Genomic DNA, 17,698 nt, shown 5'->3' with positions numbered 1-17,698 from the left:
TATGACGATTAAAGTTGGAATTAATGGAATGGGTAGAATTGGACGAATGGTAGTTCGATCAATAATAGAAAACGAAAACAAAAATATAAAAATTCAACACATAAATAATAGATCAAATTCTGAGACTACTTGTACACTGATAAAATATGATTCAGTACATGGTAAATTTAATGCTGAGTTAGATTATGACAAAAGTCACTTAATAATAAACAATGAAAAAATCACATTTTCACAGGAGTCTAATATTGAAGATATAAACTGGAAAAAATTTGATGTTGATTATGTTTTTGAATGTACAGGAAAATTTAATTCTAAAGAAAAACTTTTAGCTCATATAAAAAATGGAGCAAAAAAAGTAATTGTATCCGCACCATGTAAAAATGCAGATAAAACAATTGTATTTGGTGTAAATGAAAAAGATATAACCAGTGATGACCAAATAATCTCAGCTGCATCTTGCACTACAAACTGTTTAGCCCCAGTTGTACATACACTAAATGAAAATTTTGAAATTGAAAAAGGATTTATGACTACTATTCACGCATTTACTAGTGATCAAAGAATTCTAGATAATTCCCATAAAGACCCAAGAAGAGCGAGAGCAGCGAGTCAATCAATTGTCCCAACATCTACTGGTGCTTCAAAAGCAATTGGTGAAATAATTCCTAGCTTGAAAGGAAAGTTAGAGGGAGTTGCAATGAGAGTACCTACCCCAAATGTTTCACTAGTAGAATTAGTTTTCTCAACAAAAAAAAAAATTAATAAAGAAAATATAAATAAATCATTTGAATTAGCATCTAAAGACAATCTAAAAAATGTATTAGAAATTACTCATGAAAAGTTAGTATCAATTGATTTTAATCATAACCCTGCATCTGCAATTGTTGATGGATCTCTTACTAATGTTGTTGGAGAAAGTATGGGTAAAATTTCAGCCTGGTATGATAATGAATGGGGTTTTTCGAATCGAATGTGTGATATAGCAAAATTTATTCATCAAAATTCTTAATGCAAAGTGTTTCCAAACAAACAAACCTGCGAGGTAAAAAGGTTATTTTAAGATTGGATTTGAATGTCCCTCTTAATAATGGTGAGATAACTGATACAACGAGAATTGACAAAGTTCTTCCAACAATCAAATTTTTATTAGAGCAAAATTCAAAAATAGTTATCTTATCTCACGTTGGTCGACCTAAAGGAAAAGTAATTAAAGATCTTTCGTTAAAACCAATTCAAAAAGATATAGAAAAAAAACTAGATGAAAAAATAAAATTTATTGAAAAAAATATTTACGAGATAAAAAAAGATATGCTTGATAATTTTAATGAAAAAATTTTATTAATTGAAAATATTAGATTTTATCCAGATGAGGAAAAAAATGATACTAATTTTGCAAAACATTTGGCAAGCTTAGGTGATATTTATGTAAATGATGCTTTTTCATGTTCGCATAGAGCGCACGCATCTGTTTGTGAAATTTCAAAATTTTTACCATCTTTTTCAGGGTTGCAATTAGATTTAGAGATTAATGCATTAAAAAAAATTACATCCAGCATAACTAAACCTGTTACTTGCATAATAGGAGGATCTAAAATTTCTACTAAAATTAATATTATAAAAAACTTAATTTCAAGATTTGACAATATAATAATTGTAGGCGCAATGGCGAATAACTTAATTGAACACAATGGATACAATATTGGAAAATCTCTTAAAGAAGAAAATGTTAATTCTATAGTTAATGACATACTCTCATATTCAAAAGAAAAAAATTGTAATATAATTTTTCCAGAAGATGTAATAGTGGCAAATGATTTAAATGGTCAGCCCAAAATTAAAGAATTGAATCAAATTAAATTAGATGAAATGATTTTGGATATAGGTCCAAAAACTGTTAAAAGTATATGTAATATTATTGATAATACAAACACCATATTATGGAACGGTCCTGCTGGATATTTTGAAAATTCTAATTTTGCTAATGGAAGTACTGCAATTGCAAAAAAAATAGTTGAAAAAAATAAAGAAGATAAAATTTACTCTGTTGTAGGTGGTGGAGATACCGTTTCATTAATTAATTCTTTAAATGCTATTAAAGAATTTAATTTTGTTTCAACTGCAGGTGGAGCATTTTTGGAATATCTTGAAGGAAAGGAACTTCCTGGTATAAGCGCTTTAAATTGATATGTCAGAACTGAATAAAATAGCACTTAAAATACTTTCAAATGGCAAAGGAATACTTGCGGCAGATGAAAGTAACGGAACTATGACAAAAAGACTTGAGGCTGTTAATATTGAATCTACACCAAAAAACAGACTCGCTTTTAGAGAAACCCTTTTTAGTTCAGAAAGTATGAAAGATTGTATCGGCGGTGTGATCTTATACGATGAAACGATAAACCAAATTTCAAATTTAGGTAAATCAATTCCTGAATTAATCTCTGCTAGTGGAGCAATCCCAGGAATTAAAGTAGATACAGGGGCAAAAAATTTAGCAAACTCTACAGAGGAAAAAATAACAGAAGGGTTAGACGGGTTGAGAGAAAGATTAAAAAAATACTATGAGCTTGGTGCAAGATTTACAAAATGGAGAGGTGTTTATTCAATAAGTAATAACTATCCTAGCAAACTTGCAATTCATTCTAATGCTCATGCACTAGCAAGATATTCAGCATTAGTTCAAGAATGTGAAATGGTTCCTATAGTAGAGCCAGAGGTTTTAATGGATGGTGATCATTCAGCAGATGAGTGTTTGGAAAAAACTTCTGAAGTTATAAAAAAGTGCTTTGAAGAATTAATTTTGCATAAAATCGATTTATCAGGGATCATATTAAAACCAAATATGATTTTAGCTGGAAGTAATTCAAAAAATAAAATCTCTAATGAAGAAGTTTCAGACAAAACACTTGAATGTCTTAAAAATTCAGTACCAACAGAAGTACCAGGAATTGCTTTCTTGTCAGGAGGCCAATCTGAAGTAGAGGCAACAGAAAACTTAAATTTAATTAGCAAAAATAATAGTACAAATTTTATTATGACCTATTCATATGGTAGAGCTTTACAACAAAGTGCTCTTAAATTTTGGTCTAAAGATACAACTAAAATCAACGAAACACAGCATGTATTTAACCATAGAGCAAGAATGTGTACTTTAGCTGCTCAAGGCAAATGGGCAAGCGATCTTGAGAATAAATAAAAAAAAATTCATCTATCTTATCTCTCCAAATAAAATTAAGAAGAATTTTTACCAAAATCTAAACAAAGTATTAAAATCAGATAAAATAAGTTTTTTTCAAATGAGATTTAAAAAATATTCTTTTAAGAAAAAAATTTTGATAGGAAAAAAAATTAGACAATTATGTAAAAATAATAATGTAAAATTTATTGTTAATGATGACCCTATTCTTGCTAAAAAATTAAATGCTGATGGGTGTCACCTAGGGCAAAAAGATATAAATATTAAAGATGCCAAAAAAATAATTGGAAATAAAATTATTGGAATAACATGTCACAATTCAATTAAACTTGCAAAAGAGGCAATTAAAAATAAGGCTAATTACATAGCATTTGGGGCTTTTTTTCCAACAAAAACAAAAAAAGCTAAATACAGGGCTAATATGAAAACTTTGAATAAAGTAAAAAAATTAACAAATATTCCCATCATAGCTATTGGTGGAATAACAAATGAGAACTATAAAAAACTTTTATTGAACAATGCAAATTTTTTAGCTATTTCAGGCTACATTTGGAATAATAAAAAATACAAACCTACAGAAGCTATAGAAAGTTTAATATGAAAATAAATGCAAGTGAAATTAGAGTTGGAATGCTTTTAGAATATAAAAATGATCTTTGGCAAGTTCTTAAAACACAACATGTAAAACCTGGGAAAGGTGGTGCATTTGCACAAGTAGAAATGAAAAGTGTTGGTAAGAATACTAAATTAAATGAAAGATTTAGATCTAGTGAGACTGTAGAAAAAGCATCATTAGATGAAAATAAATATAATTATATGTATGAAGATGATGCTAATTATTTTTTTATGGAACCAAAAACTTTTGAACAAATTGAAATCAAAAAAGAAATTATTGGAGAACAAGGTAAATTATTAACAGAAAATCTTGAGGTATCTGTAAGTTTTTATAATGAAAATCCAATTTCAGTTGAATTGCCAAATCAAGTACAGTGTAAAATAGAAACTACTGATGCAGCACTAAAAGGTCAAACTGTCTCTTCCTCTTACAAACCAGCTACTCTTGATAATGGATTAAATATTCAAGTTCCTCCATTTATAGAAGCAGGTGATAAAGTCATTGTTGATACTCGAAATTTAGAATACATAAAAAAGATTTAAAATGATATCAATATCATCAAATCTTAACTTAATGATAAAAGCTGCTGAAAAAGCATCTAAATCTGTGATCAGAGATTTTGGTGAAGTGGAAAAATTACAAGTTTCTAAAAAAGGCCCTTACGATTTTGTTACAAAAACAGATAAAAATGTAGAAAAAATTTTAATAGAAGAGTTATCTAAATCAAAAAAAAATTACTCTTTTATAACAGAAGAAACTGGCAAGATAAATAACAAGGACAAGGAAAATTTTTGGATTATAGATCCAATAGATGGAACTACCAATTTTCTTCATGGCATTCCACACTTTGCTATTTGTGTTGCTCACATGTTTAATAACGAAATTATAAGTGGATTAATTTTTGATCCAATAAAAGATGAAATGTTTTTCTCTGAAAAAAACAAGGGGGCATATCTAAATAATCAAAGATTAAGAGTATCAAAAAAAAATTCTACTGAAGATTGTTTATTTTCAAGTAATCATGAAGGCACAAAATTTAGTGACCTAAATATGAGATGTAGTGGATGTGCAGCACTTGATCTCGCATATGTTGCATCTGGAAGACTTGATGGTTTTTTTCATAATAAAATTAATATTTGGGATGTTGCAGCTGGTGCTTTGATGGTTCAAGAGGCTGGTGGAATAGTTAATGAAATTAACAAATTTGACATAAAAAATATTGATATCAGAGCTTCAAGTAGTGCAATTAATGACAAAATGCTTGAAAAATTAGTTAACTTTTAATTGTTTTAAAAAATTCTTTTGCTATAAGTCTCCGCATGAAAAAAAATATTCATCCAAGCTATCATACTATTAAAGTAGAAATGACTGACGGTACACAATTTGAAACAAAATCAACTTGGGGTGCTGAAGGTGATTTGCTTAAACTTGAAATAGATCCAAAATCACACGCTGCGTGGACAGGTGGAAAACAGAAATTAATGGATAAAGGTCGAATAAGTAAATTTAATAAAAAATTTCAAAACTTTAAATCAGAAAAGAAAAATTAAATGTCAAACGCACCTCTAATGCCAATGGCTACTGCTGTTTGGTTAGTTGAAAATACAACTCTAACATTTAAACAAATTGCAGATTTCTGCAAACTACACGAAGTAGAGATACAAGGTATTGCAGATGGTGAAGTCGCAAAAGGAATTAAAGCTTATAATCCAATTATTTCAGGACAACTTTCAAGAGAAGAAATAGAATTATCATCTAAAGATGAAAGTAGACCATTACAAATCAAAAGTAGTGATATTGAAATTTCAAATGATCAAAAAAAAATTAAAAAATATATCCCTCTTTCAAAAAGACAGGACAAACCAGATTCTGCATTGTGGCTTATAAGACAACATAATATCTTAAAAGACTCACAAATAGCAAAATTGGTTGGAATTACAAAAAACTCTGTAACTTCAATAAGAAATAAAAGTTACTGGAATTATAATAATCTAAATCCTAAAGATCCTGTAGCATTAAATTTATTTACTCAAAAAGACTTGCTTGATGCAATAGAAAAAGCTGAAAGAAGGATTAAGAGGGAGAAAAAAGAAAAAGAGAAACAAAATAAAGTCAATCAAACAAATATATAATGAACAAAACTAATAGACATAAATTAATAAAAGTGATAGTTAACCACTTTTTTGGAGGTAGTTATTAAAATAGAAGTTAAAGATAATAATGTAGAACAAGCATTAAGAGTTTTAAAAAGAAAACTGCAAAGAGACGGTTTCTTTAAAGTTATTAAATTAAAAAATACTTACGAAAAACCTTCTGAAAAGAAAAAAAGAATTCTTCAAGAAAATATTAAAAGAGTTAAAAAGTTAAACAAACTTAGAAATAGAATTTAAATATATCGCGGGGTGGAGCAGTCTGGTAGCTCGTCAGGCTCATAACCTGAAGGTCGGCGGTTCAAATCCGTCCCCCGCAACCAAAATTGTAATCCAAAATGTATCAAACTTTAAATATTGATAAATTATGAGCAGATGGAATTTCTATAAAAAAAAATTATTAGAAAACATCGATAAAAAATCAAATTTTTTATTAATAAGCGGTTCTTTAAACGAGATAAAAATTTTAAATGAATTAGGTTACGTAGACTTTAATGTTACTTACCATGACAAAAATGATTTAAATATTCTTAAAAAAGAAGGATTTGAATTAAATAAAAACTTATTTTATGCAGATTTAAGAAATCTTAATTTTGCAGAAAATAGTTTTGATTACGTGGTAACTAACGCTACATTGCATCATCTAGATCAACCACATAAAGCAATTACTGAGATGTATAGAGTTGCAAAAAATGGGGTCTTAATTTTAGAATCAAATGATTCACTTTTAATGAGATTGGCATGCAGATTAAACTTTGCAGAGGAATTTGAAGTCTCATCAATAAACTCCACTAAAAAAACAGGTGGTTTATTAGATACTGGTATACCTAATTATGTTTATAGATGGACCGAAAGAGAGTTTGTAAAAACAATAAAATCTTATGATCCTAAAAATATAAATTATATCAAATTTACATATGATAATGATTTAACAAATATTAAATCAAGTAAATTTTTTTTAAAATTAGTCACACCTTTGATCAGACTTTTTTTTTTCATTTTTAAAAAACAACAAAACTGTGTTTCAATTTTTATTGATCTCAAAAAAGCTAAAAAGAGAGAATTTTAAATTCTAAAATTGGACTTTTTACTATCTACAAGAAATGCTTTTACTGTCTCTTGTGTTAATTGATTAAATGATTTGCCAAATTTTTGAATTTTTTCTATTATTGATGGTGGAATTGTAATTATATGACAGCCTAATTGTTTTGCCTGTAGATAATTATAGGGCTCTCTTACACTTGCCCATAAAATCTCAACATTCTTAAATTTTTTTGCCAACTTTATACTTTTGACAAACTCTGGAACTGGGTCTTTTCCAGTATCTCCTGCTCTTCCAGCAAAAATTGATATAATTACTTTAGTTTTTTTATTAATAACTTTTAAAATTTTTTCTGTCTGTTTAGCAGTGTAAACAGCCGTAATATTTAATTTGATATTACTATTATTTAACTCTTTTATAACATTACCTGTAAATTTATTTTTTGAGTTAACTACTGGAACTTTAACGTATACATTTTTGCCCCAACTATTAATTTGATTTCCCTGTTCAATCATTGAGTTTTCATCATCTGCAAATACCTCCAAAGAAATGGGTTTGTTTCCACAAATATTAAGTATTTTTTTTGAGTATGATTTATAATCTTTTGCTCCAGCTTTTCTCATTAAGCTAGGGTTTGTTGTAAAACCTTTTACAACTTTAAATTTGTTAAATTTTTTTATTGAAGATAAATCAGCAATATCACAAAAAATTTTTGTATCCATTTAATCTATAGGTTTTTTGTAATATCTTCTGTCATTTTTTTAGCATCTGCAAACAACATCAAAGTATTCTCTTTATAAAATAGATCATTATCAATTCCAGCATATCCTGGTGATAAGCTTCTTTTTACAAATAAAACTGATTTACATTTTTCAACATCTAAAACTGGCATTCCATAAATTGGACTTTGTGGATCTGTTTTTGCAACTGGATTTGTTACATCATTTGCTCCAATTACAAATGCAACATCTGCATTTGCAAAATCATTATTGATTTCTTCTAATTCAAATACTTCATCATATGGAACATTAGCTTCAGCTAATAGAACATTCATATGTCCAGGCATACGCCCTGCAACTGGATGAATAGCGTATGATACTTTAATATCATTCTTCTTTAAAGTATCGACCATTTCTCTTAACGCATGCTGTGCTTGCGCTACTGCCATTCCATAACCAGGAACAATTATAACTGAAGAGGCATTTTTCATTAAAAAAGCTGCATCATCTGCATTTCCACTTTTAACTGGCCTTTGTTCTTTACTTTGACCTCCTGAAGTTTGATCTGTTGCACCAAAACCACCTAAAATAACATTAAAAAATGATCTATTCATTCCCTTACACATTATATATGAAAGTATTGCACCAGATGATCCAACCAATGCACCTGTAATAATTAAAGCAGTATTTTCTAAAGTAAATCCAATTCCAGCAGCAGCCCAACCTGAATAAGAATTTAACATTGAAATTACAACTGGCATATCTGCACCACCAATTGGAATAATAATTAAAAAACCAATTAAAAAAGATATCGCTATTAATATCCAAAATAAATTAGCAGATTGTGTTGAACAAAGGTAAATTGTTAAAATTACAATTAAAATTAATAATAATGCATTTAGTAAGTGCTGACCTTTAAAGGTTATAGGCGCACCTGACATTATTCCTTGTAGTTTTAAAAAAGCTATAACAGATCCAGAAAAAGTAATTGCACCAACTGCTGCTCCAATTGCCATTTCTATTAAGCTTGCAAGCTTAATATTTCCTGGTGTTCCTAAATTAAATGCAGCTGGATTAATAAAAGCAGAGATTGCAACAAATACCGCAGCTAAACCAACTAAACTATGAAAACCAGCAACTAATTCTGGCATTGCTGTCATTGGAATTCGATATGCAATAAATGCTCCAATGCTACCACCGACGGCTAAAAATATTAGAACATAAATAAATCCAGAACTAAAATTTCCAACAGACAAGAATGTTACAGTCACGGCTATAATCATTCCAACAATTCCAAATAAATTTCCTTGTCTTGAAGTTTCAGGAGATGACAAACCCCTTAAAGCCAAGATAAATAATACTCCAGATATCAAGTACAAAATTGCAGATAGATTTGCAGACATGAATTATTTATCCTTTTTCTTTTTTTTATACATAGCAAGCATTCTTTGAGTGACTAAAAATCCACCAAATATATTTACCGCTGCTAAAATAATCGCTAAAAATCCATAAATACTAGATGAAGAAAACACTACTCCATCGCTCCCCGATAAAGCTGCAATAATTGCACCTACAATAATTACTGAGGAGATTGCATTTGTAACTGACATCAATGGCGTATGCAATGATGGTGTTACACTCCACACCACATAATACCCGACAAAAATTGATAATATAAATATGCTTAATCTGAATATAAAGGGATCTATTTCCATAATACTATTTAATAAGTGTTTTCTCTATTATTTCATCTTCTAAATTAATATTTAATTTCTTATTTTCGTTATCATATAAATTAGAGATAAAATTAAATACATTTTTAGCATATAAATTTGAAGCTGATACAGGTAATTTGTTTAGTATATTTCCCTCCCCTAAAATTTTAACACCATCTTTTTCTACAATTTTGTTAACTTCAGTAAAAGCAGTGTTTCCCCCTTGAACAGCTGCTAAATCATAAATAACTGAACCTGGTTGCAAATTTTTAAACATTTCCTCTTTTATGATTTTTGGAGCTTCTCTACCTGGAATTAAAGCAGTGCAAATTATAATATCAATTTTTTTTAATGTCTCTGTTAATAATTCTTCTTGTTTTTTTTTAAATTCATCTGAAGCTTCCTTAGCATAACCACCTTCAGTTTCTAAATTCTCTGCACCTTCAACAGTTAAAAATTTGCCACCTAAACTTTCAACCTGTTCTTTAGATGCGATTCTTACATCAGTAGCAAATACAACAGCACCCATTCTTTTAGCCGTTGCAATTGCTTGTAATCCTGCAACCCCTGCTCCAACGACTAATACTTTTGCAGCAGGAATAGTTCCTGCTGCTGTCATCATCATTGGAATTGCTTTTTCATAAACTTGGAAAGCCTCCACAACTGCTTTATAACCAGCAAGGTTAGCTTGTGATGATAAAATATCCATTGATTGTGCTCTTGTTATTCTTGGCAGCAACTCTAATGAAAAACAGTTTATTTTTTTAAACTTTAAATTCTCTAATTTTTCTTTATTTAAAAAAGCATTTAATGAACCGATTAAAGTTTGGTTTTCTTTAAATAATGACAACTTTTCTTCATTTGGTAATCCTAATTGAATAATAATTTCTGAATTTTTAATTATTTCATCTTCTTTATCTAAAAAATTAACACCTAAAGTTTTATAGTCCTCATCACTAAAACCTAAGTGGGTTCCATAATTATTTGGTAAAGTTAATTTAAATCCTAAACTAATATATTTTTTTGCAATTTCTGGAGTTACAGCTATACGCTTTTCAATATTATGATTTTCTGAGATGGAGGCTAAATTCATAACAAATATTATTTAAGATATTATAAAAGAAATATTGCCATTAATACTAAAACTGTAATTACAGCAACTGTTCCCCATAAAACAAATTTGGTAAAATTGTTCCACGTATTTTTATGGTTTTCATTATCCATAAAATTATTTCTGTCTTGCTTTAAATTTTGGGTTTGTTTTATTGATGACATAAACTCTTCCTCTTCTTCTAACAAGTTTAGAGTTTAAATCTCTTTTTTTAATAGATTTTAGTGAACTTTTAATTTTCATAATTCTGGCTCTTAATAAAGGAACTTATATAATCTTTCAATTGTATTTTTCCATATTTATGTATTATTTTGTTATTACTTGATATTTTGGTTAAAGCAGATGCGTATCTTTCGCCTAATCTTGGTTTTAAGAACTTAATTTTTCTTTTAAACATTTTTGCAACTTCAAGTATTGAGTAGCAGTTTTTATTACTAATACTGTAATACCTACACTTATTTGCCTTAAAAGCTTCATAACAAATTTGAATTGTATCATATATGTGTGTAAATCTTCTAGTCTGTGTACCTGGTTTAACAATTGTTAAAGGTTTTTTGTTACAGTATTGATTTTCAAAAATTCCAATTACAGTTGCCATATCACCAACTTTAATTTGTCTTGGACCATATACATTATAAAAAAAAATTACCTCAAATTTTAAATTGAACCATTTTTTTAAATTTTCTAGTAAATCTATATTTCTTGATTTTGTAAATGCATAAGGGGATAAGTTTTTATCTTCATCGTCATTGCCTAAACTTGCAGATGTTGCTGAATATATTAATTTAATATTATTATCTAGACAGAATTTAAAGACTGCTTTTGTACCAATTGTATTTGATTTATAGCATTCATCAAATTTTTTAAAACTTTGAAAAATTCTTGCAAACTCACCAAAATGAAAAATGGTATTAATTTTTTTTTTATATTTTCCTAGAATTTTATTAATATTTAAGGTGTCACCTTTAATATATTTAACGTTGGTATGGTTTATGTGATTTTTTTTTAAACCAGTTGAATAATTGTCTAAACTAATTATTTCATAATTAGTTTTCTTCACTAAAAATTCTATAAGATTAGAACCTACAAATCCTGCTCCACCAGTTACAATGATTAAGTTTTTCATTAGAGATAGCCTGGCAATGTCCTACTCTTCCATGTCTTAAGACAAAGTACCATTGGCGCTGAAAGGCTTGACTGCCGAGTTCGGAATGGGATCGGGTATTACACTTTCGCAATAATCACCAGGCAGCGAATTCTTATTTAAAATTTATAAGAAAGTAAATAAAAATTTAAAAAAAATATCTATTTTTAAAAAAAATCAACAAAATAGTGATTTTTAGTCATTAAAAAATTTGTATTTTATAATAGTTATGATGGCATAAAATCCGTCTTTAAATGAAATTTTTTTACCTTCTTTAAAAGTTCTTCCTTTATACTTGATTGGAACTTCTAAAATAGGAACATTCAAATTAGACAATTTCGTAGTTAACTCAGGACAAAAAGAAAATCCGCTCTCTTTTAAAATAATTTTTTTAAATATCTTAGAACTTACTGCTTTGTAGCAAGTATGTGCATCAGTTAACGCTTGCTTGTTAATTACATTCGAAAAAATTGTAAGAATATGATTTGCTAGTATTCTAAAATTTGATGTAAAATTTTGATTACTATATCTCTTTTTATTTAAAACTCTCGAACCATAAATTGCCTGATATTTATTTTTCTTAAAATAATTTGTAAAAATTTTATAATCACTTGGATTGTATTCTAAATCAGCATCCTGAATTATTACAAAATCACCTTTTACATATTTTTTAGCAGTTTTAATGCATGATCCTTTTCCATAATTTTTTCTATGATATAAAATAATATAACTACTTTTGAATTTAAACTTCTTAATTTTTTTTAAAGACAAGTCAGTAGAACAATCATCTACAATTATTATTTGTTTTTTAATATAAGTTTGTTTTTCTATTTTTTGTAAAATTTTTAAAATAGTTTTTTCTTCATTAAAAACTGGTATTATAATTGAAAGGATCATAGATGATAAGTCTAATTTTTTCAGCTTTTTTTACTAACTTGAACTACCTTCTGGTTGGAAAAATTTTATTTAATAATAGCCACTCTTCACAAAGAAAAAATTTTTTTGAATTTCTCATTTATGGTTTTATTATAACATCATTTGTAGCAGTATCGTTAAACTTTTTTACTCCCTTAAGTAAAGCAATTAATACATCATTTTTTTTTTTAACAGTTTCAATTTTTTTTTTTTTAAAAAAAAAAATTTACAAATATGAAATATTAAAACTATTTATAATATCAATACTATTAACATTATTTATAATTTTTGACACAGTAAATAGACCAGATGCAATGATGTACCATCTGCCCTTTTCAAAAATTTTAAATGAAGAAAAAATAATTATAGGATTATCAAATTTACATTTTAGATTTAGTCATATTTCAATATTACAATATTCTTCTTCAATAAATAATAATTATTTATTTGGAGAAAATGGAATTTTAATCCCATTAGCAAGTATATATATTTTTTTGATTGTATATTTTTTTAGTGAAGTTTACGACTCAATAAAAGAAAAAAATTTTTCCATATCAAAATTTTTTATATTCATAATTATAATTTTTATTGGATATAAAATTAACAGATATAGTAAAATTGGTAATGATGATATAGGTCATCTGATTTCTTTCCTAATTATATATAAATTTTTAGATTATAAAAAAATTGATTTAACTAAATTTAAGGAAATATCATTATTGTCAGTTTTTTTGTTAGCTAATAAATTTTCTCTTATTTTGTTTTGTTTGATTGCAATATTTATTTTTTTTCAAAATATAAAATACTCAAAAAAAATTTTAGTCTCACTGCCTTCTTTTTTTTTAATAATTTGGTGTATTAAAAATATTTTAATATCAGGATGTTATTTATACCCCATTGAGCAAACATGTATAAAAAATCTTGATTGGATAAATATTGAAAATGTAAAAAAAGAAAATATTGCATCTGAGGCTTGGGCAAAAGATTGGCCTAATTTTAATCAAAAGAAAGTAGGTATGAATGAGTATATTAGAAATTTTAATTGGTTTGATACATGGTCTAACAATCACTTAAAAAAAATTTTAAAAAATATAACTCCACTTCTGATCATATCAATAATTTTAATACTTTTTAATTTTACTAAAACAAATTTAAGAAATCAAAATAAAGAATTTAAAATAAAATTTTTAATTAGCATAAGTATTTCTATTTTAGGATCTTTGCTATTTTTCTTAAAATTTCCTTTATACAGATATGGATACTCTTACGTAGTTATATTTATTGCATTATTTTTTTCTTTATTTTTTAATTTTCAAAATAAAATTAAAATTTCAAAAATATTTAATTTTTTTTTAATTTTTTGTGTAATAATTTTATTTTCAAAACAATTAGTTAGATATTATAAGTATTATAATGTAAGGCCGCTAATGCCTCGGTATGTTGATAAAAATATTGAATTACAAAAAAAGTATATAAATCAAGATTTTGTATATTACTATAATAAAAAAAGTCAAAATTGCTGGTATAATAAATCGCCTTGCACATTTTATGAGATTGATGACGTAAAATTTCAAAAACTTCTAAATTATAAATTACTTTTAGTGGAAAAAAATTAAGAGAAAATTAATTTAAAATAAAATTCTTAATTAACTTTTAAAAATTTTATTTAAATTTTTGTATGTAAATTTAATTTTTATTTCTTATTTTTGTAATCCTTTATTAAGAATACTTTTTAATAATTGACTTTAAACCATCTTTTAAAGAGATTTTTGGTTCCCATCCATATTTTTTTGCTTTTGAGGAGTCTAGTAATTTCCTAAATGTACCATTTGGTTTTCTTTTATCTAAAATTATTTCACAGTCATAATCAATCTCTTTAAGAATTAATTTTGCATAATTTAAAATAGTCATATCAAAATTTGATCCAATATTTATTATTTTTTCTTTTGTTCTTTTTTTCAAAAAATAAATACACGCATCTGCCAAATCATCAGAGTGCAGTATTTCTCTTCTTGCCCTTCCACTTCCCCATAAAGTTATAAATTTTTTGTTTTTTTTTTTCGCTGTTATAGATTTAAGAATTAAAGCAGGAAAAAAATGAGATTTTTGTTTATCATAATTATCGTTTTGACCATAAACATTACACGGAATCAAACATTTATAATTTGTTCCATATTGATAATTATAACTTTCACATAATTTAATACCTGCAATTTTAGCAACAGCATAAGGTTCGTTGGTTTTTTCTAAATATCCAGATAATAAATACTCCTCTTTAATTGGTATTTTTGTATTTTTTGGATAAATGCTGCTTGAACCTAAGAAAATTAAAGATTTAACTTTATTTTTATAACAAGCATTAATAATATTATTTTGTATTGTTAAGTTATCATAAATAAATTCTGCCCTGTATTTATTATTTGCTGCAATCCCACCAACCGTGCCAGCAGCATTAATAACAGCATCTATATTTTGTTTTTTAAAAAAATTTAGTACTTTATTTTGATCTCTTAGATCTAGTTTTTTTTTATCTATTTTTAAAATTTTTTTATAACCAAGTGATATTAATTTTTTTACTATAGAAGAACCAACTAAACCTTTGTGACCTGCAACAAAGATTTTTGCATTTTTCGAAAACATTTAAATTCTAGATGATTTTAAATTTTTAATTTCTGAATTTACCATGTCTTTTACGAGAGATTTTATATTATGTTTAGGTTTCCAATTTAATTCTTTTCTGGCTTTTTTAGAATTTCCTAATAAAGACTCTACTTCAGTTGGCCTGAAGTACTTTCTGTCTATCGAAATAATATTTTTTTTGTTCCAAAAACCTTTCTCTTTAATACCAATTCCTTTCCAAACAATTTTAATACCTAGCTCCTTACAAACTAAGTTTACAAAATATTTGACTGAATACTGTTTGTCAGAAGAAATGACATAATCACTAGGTTTGTTCTTTTGAAGAATTTTCCACATAGCTAATACATAATCCTCAGCATGACCCCAATCTCTTTTTGAATATAAATTACCTAAATACAATTTTTCTGAGCTACCAAGTAGTATTTTGCAAAGAGCAATAACTATTTTTCTTGTAACAAATGTTTCCCCTCTTAATGGACTTTCGTGATTAAACAATATCCCATTACAAGCAAAAATATTATATGCTTCTCTATAGTTTATAGTTATCCAATGTGAGTAAAGTTTTGCAGCTGCATAAGGACTTCTTGGATAAAAGTTAGTTTTTTCACTTTGAGGAGGTTTTGAAGCTCCAAACATTTCAGAAGTACCCGCTTGATAATATCTGACTTTTTTTTCCATTTTTAAGTTTCGTATTGAGTCTAATATTCTCAAAGTTCCTAAAGCAGTAACATTGCTTGTGTATTCTGGAACATCAAATGAAACACCAACATGTGATTGAGCTCCTAAATTATATATTTCATCAGGTTTAACTTTTTCAATTATTTTTAAAACAGACAAAGAATCTGATAAATCTCCATAATGTAAATAAAAATTAGTTTTTTGATGAGGGTCTAAATAAAAATCATCAATTCTTTGAGTATTTAGAGATGAACTTCTTCTTTTAACTCCATGTACTTTATATTTTTTTTTTAGTAATAATTTTGATAGATATGCACCGTCTTGACCTGTTACTCCAAATATCAATGCTTTTTTTTTCATATAAATATTAACTTTTAACTTTATTAATAACATATTCAATAAAATATCTGTAAACAAATATTTAATTTAATAAATAAGTTTAAAAATTATTTTGTTTGTCTTGTATAAAATATAAAGAATCCAAGTAAGTAAAAAAAAATCGAAGTGCTGAAAGTTGTAAATAAAGAGCCTGATGGTTTCAAAGGAAATAAAATTGATAACAATAAACTACCTATGCCCAGTGCAATAAATTTATTCTGATCTTCAGAAGTTTTTAAAATTTTAATTATTCTTAATATTATTAATAATATGAAACCAAAATATAATAAAAAACCTATAATCCCATTTTCACTTAGAAGTTCCATCATATAATTGTGTGGATGTGATGAGCAAGCTCTGTAACCTTTATATTTTATTTTATTTTCAACTAATTTTTTATCTATTTTTGTTTCTAAACACTTTACTCTAAAACTTTTATATCCATGTCCCAAAACAGGTTTTTCTAAAAATAATTCAAAAGCTGCCTGATAATGATAAAACCATGGAGTATTTTTGATTTTTGTTTTAAAACTTTTTTCATTCGGTTTTGCAGTTATGTGATCCATTAAATTCAAGTATCTAATTTTCACTAAATTAGAGTTTTGAAAAATTAATAAAAATAACAAAATAAATACAAAAGCTGGAACAAATAATTTTAATATTTGTTTGTTTAATAAACATATGAGGAATAAACTCATAACGAAAATCAAAAATGCATTTCTTTCACCGGTTAAAAAAACAATTATAAACAAAAATAAAATCATTAAATCACAAAAAAATTTCTTAAAATTTATGCTTCTATGATTATTATTTTTTAATAATAAAAAAATTAATAAACCAATTTGTGATAGGTAAGTACCGCCTATAAGTTCAGATCCAAAAATACCAGAAAACCTGACACAATTCTCATTTTTAGTACACATGCCCGCTGGGAAACCAAAAATATTTTCGTTAAAATTAAACTGATATAAGATATCTAAACTAATTAAAGTTATTAAAATAGAATTAAAAAAAATGAATAACTTAAAATTTTTCTCTGATATTCTTGATAAAGAAAAAAAAACTGCAAATGTTAAAAAAACATATCTAAAATTACTAAATGATTTAAATGATGTTTCAAAATCATGAACTTTAAAAATAGAATTAATAAAAATAATTAATAAAAAAAATAGCAAATATTTAATAAAAAAATCCTCAAAAAAAACATAATTTTTTTCTATTAAAAAATAATAAATAGAAAGCCCACTTATTAAAATTAACACAAGATTAATAGTAAAACTTCTAAAAACTAAGATAAGTGGAAAAATTAAAACTAAAAAAATTAAAAGCTGTTCAAATTTTTTTAAATTTAAATTATTCATTACTTTAAAATATAAAATTACTTAATAATAAAT

General features: G+C 26.3%; 22 protein-coding genes, 1 tRNA gene and 1 rRNA gene. 12 read left to right on the top strand and 12 right to left on the bottom strand.

Annotation, left to right across the window (positions count from 1 at the left end; genetic code table 11):
• The first annotated feature begins 1 nt into the window (after position 1).
• From gap to ACTTAX_RS06490, 11 genes are all read left to right on the top strand, one after another.
• A complete protein-coding gene (gene gap, locus ACTTAX_RS06540; RefSeq protein ID WP_440693798.1) occupies positions 2–1,009 on the top strand; it encodes a type I glyceraldehyde-3-phosphate dehydrogenase in 1,008 nt (335 codons plus the stop codon).
• Positions 1,009–2,184: a phosphoglycerate kinase gene (locus ACTTAX_RS06535; protein WP_440693796.1), complete on the top strand. Its 1,176-nt coding sequence runs from the start codon at positions 1,009–1,011 to the stop codon at positions 2,182–2,184. The genes gap and ACTTAX_RS06535 overlap by 1 nt, the downstream gene beginning before the upstream one ends.
• A 1-nt stretch (position 2,185) precedes the next feature.
• Positions 2,186–3,196: a class I fructose-bisphosphate aldolase gene (locus ACTTAX_RS06530; protein WP_440693794.1), complete on the top strand. Its 1,011-nt coding sequence runs from the start codon at positions 2,186–2,188 to the stop codon at positions 3,194–3,196.
• The gene (thiE, locus tag ACTTAX_RS06525) at positions 3,183–3,797 is read left to right on the top strand and encodes a thiamine phosphate synthase (RefSeq protein ID WP_440693792.1); all 615 of its coding nucleotides are present in this window, start codon (positions 3,183–3,185) and stop codon (positions 3,795–3,797) included. Before ACTTAX_RS06530 ends, thiE begins: the two co-directional genes overlap by 14 nt.
• Positions 3,794–4,354 carry an elongation factor P gene (gene efp, locus ACTTAX_RS06520; RefSeq protein ID WP_440693790.1) on the top strand — a complete coding sequence of 187 codons (561 nt, stop codon included), beginning with the start codon at positions 3,794–3,796 and terminating at the stop codon, positions 4,352–4,354. Before thiE ends, efp begins: the two co-directional genes overlap by 4 nt.
• A gap of 1 nt (position 4,355) precedes the next feature.
• Complete coding sequence (locus tag ACTTAX_RS06515; RefSeq protein ID WP_440693788.1) at positions 4,356–5,096, top strand: inositol monophosphatase family protein; 741 nt, start codon at positions 4,356–4,358, stop codon at positions 5,094–5,096.
• A gap of 35 nt (positions 5,097–5,131) precedes the next feature.
• A complete protein-coding gene (gene rpmE / locus ACTTAX_RS06510; protein WP_440693787.1) occupies positions 5,132–5,362 on the top strand; it encodes a 50S ribosomal protein L31 in 231 nt (76 codons plus the stop codon).
• A complete protein-coding gene (locus ACTTAX_RS06505) occupies positions 5,363–5,944 on the top strand; it encodes a cell cycle transcriptional regulator TrcR (RefSeq protein ID WP_440693785.1) in 582 nt (193 codons plus the stop codon).
• A 63-nt stretch (positions 5,945–6,007) separates the two neighbouring features.
• Positions 6,008–6,202 (top strand): 30S ribosomal protein S21, encoded by a 195-nt coding sequence (rpsU, locus tag ACTTAX_RS06500; RefSeq protein ID WP_440634178.1) that lies wholly within the window; start codon positions 6,008–6,010, stop codon positions 6,200–6,202.
• 6 nt (positions 6,203–6,208) lie between these two features.
• Positions 6,209–6,285, top strand: a tRNA-Met gene (locus tag ACTTAX_RS06495).
• Between the two features lie 44 nt (positions 6,286–6,329).
• Positions 6,330–7,031 (top strand): class I SAM-dependent methyltransferase, encoded by a 702-nt coding sequence (locus ACTTAX_RS06490; protein WP_440693784.1) that lies wholly within the window; start codon positions 6,330–6,332, stop codon positions 7,029–7,031.
• Here ACTTAX_RS06490 and ACTTAX_RS06485 read toward each other — a convergent pair.
• The 9 genes from ACTTAX_RS06485 to ACTTAX_RS06445 form a co-directional block, all read right to left on the bottom strand.
• The gene (locus ACTTAX_RS06485) at positions 7,028–7,726 is read right to left on the bottom strand and encodes a transaldolase family protein (protein WP_440693782.1); all 699 of its coding nucleotides are present in this window, start codon (positions 7,724–7,726) and stop codon (positions 7,028–7,030) included. The genes ACTTAX_RS06490 and ACTTAX_RS06485 overlap by 4 nt on opposite strands.
• Before the next feature lie 5 nt (positions 7,727–7,731).
• The gene (locus ACTTAX_RS06480; protein ID WP_440693780.1) at positions 7,732–9,126 is read right to left on the bottom strand and encodes an NAD(P)(+) transhydrogenase (Re/Si-specific) subunit beta; all 1,395 of its coding nucleotides are present in this window, start codon (positions 9,124–9,126) and stop codon (positions 7,732–7,734) included.
• Positions 9,127–9,129: 3 nt separating this feature from the next.
• Positions 9,130–9,438, bottom strand: a complete 309-nt coding sequence (locus ACTTAX_RS06475) for a proton-translocating transhydrogenase family protein (protein ID WP_262590263.1) — start codon at positions 9,436–9,438, stop codon at positions 9,130–9,132.
• A 4-nt stretch (positions 9,439–9,442) separates the two neighbouring features.
• Positions 9,443–10,531 (bottom strand): NAD(P) transhydrogenase subunit alpha, encoded by a 1,089-nt coding sequence (locus ACTTAX_RS06470; RefSeq protein ID WP_440693778.1) that lies wholly within the window; start codon positions 10,529–10,531, stop codon positions 9,443–9,445.
• A 20-nt stretch (positions 10,532–10,551) separates the two neighbouring features.
• Positions 10,552–10,662: an aa3-type cytochrome c oxidase subunit IV gene (locus ACTTAX_RS06465; protein WP_075506037.1), complete on the bottom strand. Its 111-nt coding sequence runs from the start codon at positions 10,660–10,662 to the stop codon at positions 10,552–10,554.
• Positions 10,663–10,666: 4 nt separating this feature from the next.
• Positions 10,667–10,792: a type B 50S ribosomal protein L36 gene (ykgO, locus tag ACTTAX_RS06460; RefSeq protein WP_008545413.1), complete on the bottom strand. Its 126-nt coding sequence runs from the start codon at positions 10,790–10,792 to the stop codon at positions 10,667–10,669.
• Complete coding sequence (locus ACTTAX_RS06455) at positions 10,782–11,675, bottom strand: NAD-dependent epimerase/dehydratase family protein (protein WP_440693776.1); 894 nt, start codon at positions 11,673–11,675, stop codon at positions 10,782–10,784. Before ACTTAX_RS06455 ends, ykgO begins: the two co-directional genes overlap by 11 nt.
• Positions 11,676–11,683: 8 nt before the next feature.
• Positions 11,684–11,798, bottom strand: a 5S ribosomal RNA gene (rrf, locus tag ACTTAX_RS06450).
• A 90-nt stretch (positions 11,799–11,888) separates the two neighbouring features.
• Positions 11,889–12,590, bottom strand: coding sequence for a glycosyltransferase family 2 protein (locus tag ACTTAX_RS06445; protein WP_440693775.1), 702 nt, complete (start codon positions 12,588–12,590; stop codon positions 11,889–11,891).
• A gap of 2 nt (positions 12,591–12,592) precedes the next feature.
• Between ACTTAX_RS06445 and ACTTAX_RS06440 the strand changes: the two genes are divergently transcribed.
• On the top strand, positions 12,593–14,224 hold the full coding sequence (locus tag ACTTAX_RS06440; RefSeq protein WP_440693773.1) for an LIC_10190 family membrane protein: 1,632 nt from the start codon (positions 12,593–12,595) through the stop codon (positions 14,222–14,224).
• Between the two features lie 103 nt (positions 14,225–14,327).
• Here the strand turns inward: ACTTAX_RS06440 and ACTTAX_RS06435 are convergent, their stop codons facing one another.
• The 3 genes from ACTTAX_RS06435 to ACTTAX_RS06425 form a co-directional block, all read right to left on the bottom strand.
• Positions 14,328–15,248: a GDP-L-fucose synthase family protein gene (locus ACTTAX_RS06435; protein WP_440693771.1), complete on the bottom strand. Its 921-nt coding sequence runs from the start codon at positions 15,246–15,248 to the stop codon at positions 14,328–14,330.
• Positions 15,249–16,286, bottom strand: a complete 1,038-nt coding sequence (gene gmd / locus ACTTAX_RS06430; RefSeq protein ID WP_440693769.1) for a GDP-mannose 4,6-dehydratase — start codon at positions 16,284–16,286, stop codon at positions 15,249–15,251. It abuts the gene before it with no gap.
• Between the two features lie 86 nt (positions 16,287–16,372).
• Positions 16,373–17,665 (bottom strand): O-antigen ligase family protein, encoded by a 1,293-nt coding sequence (locus ACTTAX_RS06425; RefSeq protein ID WP_440693767.1) that lies wholly within the window; start codon positions 17,663–17,665, stop codon positions 16,373–16,375.
• Between the last annotated feature and the right edge of the window lie 33 nt (positions 17,666–17,698).

This window comes from Candidatus Pelagibacter sp. HIMB1695 (genome assembly GCF_052047655.1).
Lineage (GTDB): Bacteria > Pseudomonadota > Alphaproteobacteria > Pelagibacterales > Pelagibacteraceae > Pelagibacter.
The sequence above is the reverse complement of the archived record's forward strand: the minus strand, read 5'-3'. Positions and strand labels throughout refer to the sequence as shown.